Here is a 7,202-nt window from a genome sequence, read left to right as displayed (position 1 = left end):
CTTCGACGGTGATGGTGTCACGCTGTTCGTTTATGACGGATGCGCAGGCGCTCAGGGAAAGGGCGGCGGCGAGGGCGACAAAAGGTTTTGTGGCAAGTTTCATGGGTTGTTCCGTTCTGCAGATTTTGCCCCGGACACGGGCGCGACAGGATGGTTAACAGCTTCAGAATACACAAAATGCATATCTTCGGTAGCGATTTGGCAGGTTACCTAACGTTAGGGCAGGCAACTCCCCGTCCTGGATCATCGGAAGTCTTCGACTTCATCACGGCCACGCCGGACAGCAGCTTCGCAGTCTCCCGGGCTGTCAATTCTGCACAGGTAGGCGATTCTGCCGACCATGGCCGAAGTCGTCTGATAAGAGCCGTTCGGCCCGTCAATCGTCCGGGTGCGCAACTCATACGTGCGTCCATCAACAACAATCGGGGTAAAAGTCTCCTGTTCTACCGTGCCGCAGGCTGTCAGTGACAGTGACAGAGCCATCAGGCTGGTCACAAAAAAGATCTTGGTCACGCATTTTTCTCCCGGGTTCAGAGCAGGTGGTGGCAGAACTTTCTGCGGTTCCGCCTTACAGATAGCCGCATGGCGCAGTCCGGCAACTGCTGAGCTGCGCCCCCGTGGCGCGACAGAGCGCCTTGTGCACCAGCCTGTGACCCTGCGCGGATGTCCTCAGCCATAGACGGCAACTGGTGTGCCGGCAATCGCAGCCACGTTCAGCAGGCCCCGTGCAGTGATTGACGGCGAGACGATATGCGCCCGGTTGCCCATTCCCATCAGAATCGGCCCGACCTCAAGTCCGCCTCCTTTCATTTTCAGGATGTTGCGCACGCCCGATGCCGCATCCGCGTGGGCAAAGATCAGTACATTCGCGGCCCCTTCCATCCGGTTGGCCGGCAGGATGCGGGCGCGCAGTTCCGGATCAAGGGCTGTGTCGATGTTCATCTCGCCCTCATAGCAGAAATCATGTCCGCCCTCATCGAGCAGACGCAGCGCGGCGCGCAACCGTCCGCCGGTGCCTTCGCCTTTGTTGCCGAACTGTGATTGCGAACAGAAAGCGATGCGCGGCTCCACCCCGAAACGGCGTACGTGACGTGCGGCACCGATTGCGATCTCGGCGATCTGTTGCGGGTCGGGATGCAGATGCACCTGCGTGTCGGCCACAAAAAGCGGGCCGTCTTCGAGGATCATCATCGACAGGGCGCCTACCGGGTGCAGCCCGTCAGTGCCCAGCACCTGATCAATATAATTCAGATGCCAGCTGAACTCTCCGAAGGTGCCGCAGATCAGACTGTCAGCCTCGCCCCGGTTGACCATCACCGCACCGATTGCTGTTGTATTGGTGCGCATAATCGCGCGGGCCAGATCGGGTGTAATGCCGCGCCGGGCCATGAGCGTGTGATAAGTCTCCCAATAATCCCGGTAGCGCGGGTCGTTTTCGGGGTTCACGTGCTCTACATCGTCACCGAGTTTGATGGTCAGCCCTGCGCGTTCAAGGCGTGCATTGATGACATCGGGACGACCGATAACGATCGGGCGTTCAACCGTTTCTTCGAGAATCGCCTGGGCGGCACGCAAAACACGTTCATCCTCGCCCTCGGCAAAGACAATTCGGCGCGTGGCCTGGCGGGCCGCAGCAAATACCGGACGCATCAGCAGAGCGGATTTGAAAACGGAACTGTCCAGTTTCTGGCGGTACGCCGTCAGATCATCAATGGGGCGGGTGGCAACTCCGGTCTCCATCGCGGCCTGTGCCACAGCAGAAGAAACAACGCCCACCAGACGGGGATCAAACGGTTTCGGGATCAGGTAATCCGCGCCGAAGGTGAGTTCTTCGCCCTGATAGGCTGCAGCGGCCTCTGCGGAGGTCGTGGCGCGTGCAAGCGCTGCAATACCGTCGATACAGGCCAGTTGCATTTCATCGTTGATCGTCGTGGCCCCCACATCAAGCGCTCCCCGAAAGATAAAGGGGAAGCAGAGGACGTTATTGACCTGGTTGGGGAAATCCGAGCGACCGGTGGCAATGATCGCGTTCGGAGCCACTTCACGCGCAAGATCAGGCAGGATCTCCGGGATCGGATTGGCGAGGGCAAAGATGATCGGACGGCTTGCCATACGCCCGACGAGTTCAGGCTTCAGCACGCCGGGCCCTGAAAGCCCGAGGAAAAGGTCCGCACCGTCGATCACATCGTCAAGTGTCCGAAGTTCTGTGCTCTGGGCAAACTCGGATTTGCTGGGGTTCATATCCGTTTCGCGGCCTTCATAGACCAGCCCGTGCACGTCACAGAGCCAGATGTTTTCCCGTTTTACACCCAGCTTAAGAAGCATATTGAGACAGGCAATGCCCGCAGCACCGCCTCCCGTCGACACGATTTTGATGTCCTCAAAGCTTTTGCGCGCGACATGCAGTGCGTTCTTGGCGGCGGCCCCGACAACGATTGCGGTGCCGTGCTGATCATCGTGAAATACCGGGATGTCCATACGCTCACGGCAGATCCGCTCGACGGTAAAACAGTCGGGCGCTTTGATGTCCTCAAGGTTGATCGCCCCGAAGGTCGGACCAAGCGCACAGACGATATCAGCCAGCTTTTCCGGATCAGACTCGTCGACTTCGATGTCAAAGCAATCGATACCGGCGAACTTTTTGAAAAGCACGGCTTTGCCTTCCATGACAGGCTTTGAGGCCAGCGCACCGATATTTCCGAGCCCCAGGACCGCCGAGCCGTTTGTGACAACAGCAACCAGATTGCCGCGGGCGGTATAGCGAGCAGCGGCGGTCGCGTCTTCCTTGATCTCAAGGCAGGCCTCTGCAACCCCGGGTGAATAGGCGCGCGCCAGATCGCGGCCGTTGGCCAGCGGTTTTGTGGCGCGGATTTCCAGCTTTCCGGGTTTTGGAAATTCGTGGTAGTCAAGTGCGGCCTGACGCAGGTTATTGTTGTCACTCATCGCTTCCGGCTTCCCTGTCATAGTTTTAGTTCAGCATTAAACTGTTTGATCCGGCAGGCCAAGGTGATGTTGCCGCAGGGTCATCCGAGCTCCTGGCAGCAGAGGCGCTGTTACACGGTTGTCATATTCGGACGTGCCATGATACTGCCCCGACGCACAATGACTGATCAGCGCATGAAAACAACAATTCTGATGATGAGCCTTGCCGGCGTTGCAATCATTTTGGCTCTGCTGCCATACGCATACGTCTGGGGCATCCATTTCTACGAGCAGGGGCTGACAGAGACCGCAAGCGCGCTTTTTCTTGCGGCAGGTGCTTTGGTTCTTGCGATCTTTTACCGTCCGTCGCGTGCCGTCTGGCACATTGTTATGCTTGTGGCCCTTCTTGCCAACCGTGAAGCGGATGAAAGACAACTTGAAGGGCTGCCGTTGCTCGCGAAAGCTTCGGCATTTGTCGATGACGTTCTGCTGGAAAATACCGTGATTGTGACTGCGCTGCTGATATTCCTTCTGGCGGGTTTCTTACGGTACACGTGGCCGCTGATGCGCGTGAGCACGTTCTGGCGTTCAGATATACTGATGATCCTTGCAATCGGAACGGCCTTCGCCGCCGGCGGGCAGATTGCCGATGTGATCGGGGCGAAAGGTAACGGCACGATTTCGGCTGTGCTCTACGCCAGGCTGCATCTGATTGAAGAAGTCTCAGAACTCTGGTTCGCTGTCGCAGTATTCTGTGCGTCTGTTCTTGCGGTGCTGCGCAGGCACGGACCTAACGCGGAGGAAGCCAATGCCGGAAACCATAGCAGAGATAAGACTGCCAACCCGCGAACTGCGTGACGACATACCCTTCTTTACGAAGGTGCTTGGCATGCGCATGGACAGCATTTATCCGGCCGATGACCCTTCGGTCGCGGTTTTTTCAGGGTACGGATTGCGGGTGCGGATCGAAAAGGGCGCGTCTGAGCCACCCGGAACCCTGCGCATCCTGACGGACGATCCTGACGGATTTGCAGGCGGCGCGCGGGACCTGACGGCGCCCAACGGCACAAGGGTTGAAATTGCGGCACTGAACGCACCTCTGGTGATGCCCGAAACGGTGCATTCCTTTATCGTCCGGCGGCTCGCCGATCAGGCACCCTGGATTATCGGGCGGGCGGGCATGCAATACCGGGACCTGATTCCGGACCGGCTTGGCGGTTCGATCATCGCAAGCCACATCCGCATACCCGACGGCGGACCGGTACCCGATATGGTGCATTATCATACGGTCGGATTTCAGCTGATTTTTTGCTATCGGGGCTGGGTTGATCTTGTTTATGAAGACCAGGGAGAGCCGTTCCGGCTGCATGCGGGAAACTGCGTGATCCAGCCGCCGCAGATCCGGCACCGGGTGCTTTATGCTTCTGACAACATAGAGGTAATCGAGATCGGTGTCCCGGCAGAGCATGTGACGACGATTGATCACGACATGAAACTGCCTAACGGACCGGCGCGGCCGGATCGTGATTTCAGCGGGCAGCGGTTTGTGCACCATCAGGCGCAGGATGCCACCTGGGCGCCCTTCCGCATCCCCGGATTTCGGAGCCGCGACACGTCCATTGCAGAGCACACCGGCAATGTGGCAGGCGTGCACGTCGTCCGCCCGGGCCAGTGTGCGTCCGCAATCACACGACATGACAGCGATATCCTTTTTACCTTTGTGACGGAGGGCACCATGACGCTGGAGGGCGAAGGGAGGGAGCCCTTTGATCTTACGGCAGGGGATGCATTCGTGATTCCGCCCGGCATGGCGGTCCGCTACGCCGCACCGTCAGACGACCTCGAACTGCTTGAGGTATCGTTGCCGGGCGTCTTTGAGACAGTCACAGTGGAACAGGACTGAAAGGTTCAGTCGGGGTTGTGTACTTCTTTCAGTGCAATGATGCGCCGGCGGGCCTGTTCTTCGGTCAGGTTGCCGTCAAACGGCTCGCCGGTCTGATCGCAGATGTCGCGCAGTTCGGCGGCCGTCTTTTCCGTAAGCGCTGCATCGCCGTCAGAGGCATTTACGTCGATCGCCTGAGGGCCGGCGATGATGTCACTTTCGGGTGTTTTGGTCATCGGAAATCTCCGTTATCGTTACCCGGCAAAACGCGGACGCCCGGCGCAGGGTTCCGCCGCACCGCTCCGGAGGGCAGAATTTCAGATGTCAGAAGATCTCAGAGAAGCCGCGGCAGCAGTGCGTAAAAACGCTTATGCGCCCTATTCGGGATTTCAGGTGGGCGCGGCGCTGCGCACGGCCTCCGGCGCGATTTATGTCGGCTGCAACGTTGAAAATGTAGCTTACCCCGAAGGCACCTGCGCCGAGGCCGGGGCCATTGCCGCGATGGTCGCGGCAGGTGACACGCAGATCACTGAAGCCTGCGTCATCGCAGGCTCGCCGATGCCCGTGACACCCTGCGGCGGCTGCCGTCAGAAACTGGCGGAGTTTGCCGCGCCCGGGGTTAAAGTGACAATGGCCACGACCGGAGGGATCACACAGGAAACTGTGGTGGGCGATCTCCTGCCCGGCGTTTTCAATGCAGCCCATATGGAACGCTCGGAGTGATCAGCGCCCGCTCAGTTTTGTCGGCCTTGCGCCATGATAAACCGCTGCGACCGGATGATCTGCAATGGATGGCCGCCGGGCTGGCCGATGGCACAGTCAGCGACGCCCAGGCCGGCGCTTTCGCCATGGGCATCTGCACCCGGGGTCTAGACAAGGACGGGCGGGTTGCCCTGACGCTCGCGATGCGGGACAGCGGCCATGTGCTGTCCTGGGATGTGGACGCGCCGGTGCTGGACAAACACTCAACCGGGGGTGTCGGGGATTGTGTGTCGCTGATACTCGCGCCGGCGCTGGCGGCCTGCGGCGCGGTTGTGCCGATGATTTCCGGTCGCGGGCTGGGGCACACCGGTGGCACGCTGGATAAGCTCGAGGCGATTCCGGGCCTGGTCACCGGGCTTGACGAGGACCGGTTCCGCGCAGTCGTGCGGGAAGCCGGCTGCGCCATCGTCGGGGCAACGGCCGAGATCGCACCGGCCGACAAACGGCTTTATGCCGTGCGCGATGTCACCTCGACAGTCGACAGTCTTGATCTGATCACAGCTTCCATCCTCGCCAAAAAGCTCGCCGGTGGTCTGCAGGGGCTGGTGCTCGATGTAAAGGTCGGCAAAGGCGCATTCATGAAGGACATGGCATCGGCGCGGGCGCTTGCCCAGGCGCTGACAGAGACCGCGAACGCCGCCGGATGCAAAACGACCGCTGTGATCAGCGACATGAGCCAGCCGCTGGCACCCAGTCTTGGCAATGCGCTGGAAGTGGCCGAAGTGATGCGCGTGCTGAAAGGTGACCTGCGCGGCCCTCTGGTGGAAATTTCGGCTGCGCTGGGTGGAGTGCTGATGGCCAATGCGGGTCTGGCGAAGGGTGTCCAGGACGGTGCCGATCTGATCGCTGCTGCCATCCGGGACGGGCGTGCGGCTGAACGTTTCGGGCGCATGCTGGCTGCCATGGGCGGGCCGGTGCGGTTTCTCGACGACTGGGCACGCTTTTTACCCGAAGCGCCGGTGATCCGCGAAGTTAAATCTCCTGCCGACGGTTATGTCAGCGAAATAGATGGCGAGGCGCTGGGAATGGCTGTGGTCGGGCTCGGCGGCGGGCGGATGCTTGAGACTGATGAGGTAAACCCGGCGGTGGGCTTTACACAGGTGGTCCGGCTCGGCGACGCGGTGCAGCGCGGGCAACCGCTGGCCATGGTGCATGCCGCAAGGTCCGATGCCGCAGATGCCGCAGCGCATGCTGTGCGGGATGCAATCACCCTGCAGCCCCGGGCACCGCGCGATCTGCCCGGTCTCATTCACGAAAGGATCGGCTGATGGCGCGGGCATTTCTGGTGGTCATGGATTCGGTCGGGATCGGTGGCGCTCCTGACGCACAGCAGTTTTTCAACGGCAAGGTGTCGGACAAGGGCTCGAACACAGTGGCGCATGTTGCCGATCACTGCGCGCGCGGTCTCGCTGAAGACGGCCGGTCCGGTCCGCTGAAGGTGCCTTTTCTGAACAATCTCGGGCTGTCCCGCGCCGTAGCGCTCGCAAGCACGGAACGTATGCAGAGCGATGACGTACCCTTAAATGGTCTCTGGGGGGCGGCGACCGAGCAGTCTCAGGGCAAAGACACGCCGTCCGGTCACTGGGAGCTTGCCGGTTTGCCTGTACCCTGGGCCTGGCACTATTTCCCGGACACA

Annotated in this window: 7 protein-coding genes and 1 pseudogene; 5 read left to right on the top strand and 3 right to left on the bottom strand. The window is 60.3% G+C overall.

From position 1 onward, the window contains the following. Positions 1-243: 243 nt before the first annotated feature. Both Q0M35_RS15825 and Q0M35_RS15820 read right to left on the bottom strand, forming a co-directional pair. Entirely contained in the window at positions 244-513 is a 270-nt protein-coding gene (locus Q0M35_RS15825) for a hypothetical protein (RefSeq protein ID WP_295317006.1), read from the bottom strand. Positions 514-669: 156 nt separating this feature from the next. After that, complete coding sequence (locus Q0M35_RS15820) at positions 670-2,943, bottom strand: NADP-dependent malic enzyme (RefSeq protein ID WP_295317004.1); 2,274 nt, start codon at positions 2,941-2,943, stop codon at positions 670-672. 174 nt (positions 2,944-3,117) lie between these two features. On the opposite strand from Q0M35_RS15820, the gene Q0M35_RS15815 reads away from it, so the two are divergent. Together Q0M35_RS15815 and Q0M35_RS15810 are read left to right on the top strand one after the other, a co-directional pair. Further along, a complete protein-coding gene (locus Q0M35_RS15815; RefSeq protein WP_295317002.1) occupies positions 3,118-3,780 on the top strand; it encodes a hypothetical protein in 663 nt (220 codons plus the stop codon). Beyond that, positions 3,731-4,825: a cupin domain-containing protein gene (locus Q0M35_RS15810; protein WP_295317000.1), complete on the top strand. Its 1,095-nt coding sequence runs from the start codon at positions 3,731-3,733 to the stop codon at positions 4,823-4,825. The genes Q0M35_RS15815 and Q0M35_RS15810 overlap by 50 nt, the downstream gene beginning before the upstream one ends. 5 nt (positions 4,826-4,830) lie before the next feature. On the opposite strand, the gene Q0M35_RS15805 is transcribed toward Q0M35_RS15810, so the two are convergent. Further along, the gene (locus Q0M35_RS15805) at positions 4,831-5,040 is read right to left on the bottom strand and encodes a DUF3072 domain-containing protein (protein ID WP_295316999.1); all 210 of its coding nucleotides are present in this window, start codon (positions 5,038-5,040) and stop codon (positions 4,831-4,833) included. 85 nt (positions 5,041-5,125) lie between these two features. Here Q0M35_RS15805 and Q0M35_RS15800 point away from each other — a divergent pair, with 85 nt between their 5' ends. The 3 genes and pseudogenes from Q0M35_RS15800 to Q0M35_RS15790 form a co-directional block, all read left to right on the top strand. Continuing rightward, complete coding sequence (locus tag Q0M35_RS15800) at positions 5,126-5,527, top strand: cytidine deaminase (RefSeq protein ID WP_295316997.1); 402 nt, start codon at positions 5,126-5,128, stop codon at positions 5,525-5,527. Then, positions 5,527-6,834: a thymidine phosphorylase gene (locus Q0M35_RS15795; protein WP_295317008.1), complete on the top strand. Its 1,308-nt coding sequence runs from the start codon at positions 5,527-5,529 to the stop codon at positions 6,832-6,834. The genes Q0M35_RS15800 and Q0M35_RS15795 overlap by 1 nt, the downstream gene beginning before the upstream one ends. After that, positions 6,834-7,202: pseudogene (locus tag Q0M35_RS15790) on the top strand (phosphopentomutase); the annotation flags it as partial. The gene Q0M35_RS15795 and the pseudogene Q0M35_RS15790, both read left to right, overlap by 1 nt.

The organism is Roseobacter sp., from assembly GCF_024639605.1.
Taxonomy (GTDB): Bacteria; Pseudomonadota; Alphaproteobacteria; order Rhodobacterales; family Rhodobacteraceae; genus Roseobacter.
The sequence above is the reverse complement of the archived record's forward strand: the minus strand, read 5'-3'. Positions and strand labels throughout refer to the sequence as shown.

Coding starts and splice junctions, on each gene's coding strand:
- Q0M35_RS15820 (WP_295317004.1), bottom strand. CDS start 2,943: ATGAGTGACAACAATAACCTGCGTCAGGCCGCACTTGACTACCACGAA.
- Q0M35_RS15815 (WP_295317002.1), top strand. CDS start 3,118: ATGAAAACAACAATTCTGATGATGAGCCTTGCCGGCGTTGCAATCATT.
- Q0M35_RS15810 (WP_295317000.1), top strand. CDS start 3,731: ATGCCGGAAACCATAGCAGAGATAAGACTGCCAACCCGCGAACTGCGT.
- Q0M35_RS15805 (WP_295316999.1), bottom strand. CDS start 5,040: ATGACCAAAACACCCGAAAGTGACATCATCGCCGGCCCTCAGGCGATC.
- Q0M35_RS15800 (WP_295316997.1), top strand. CDS start 5,126: ATGTCAGAAGATCTCAGAGAAGCCGCGGCAGCAGTGCGTAAAAACGCT.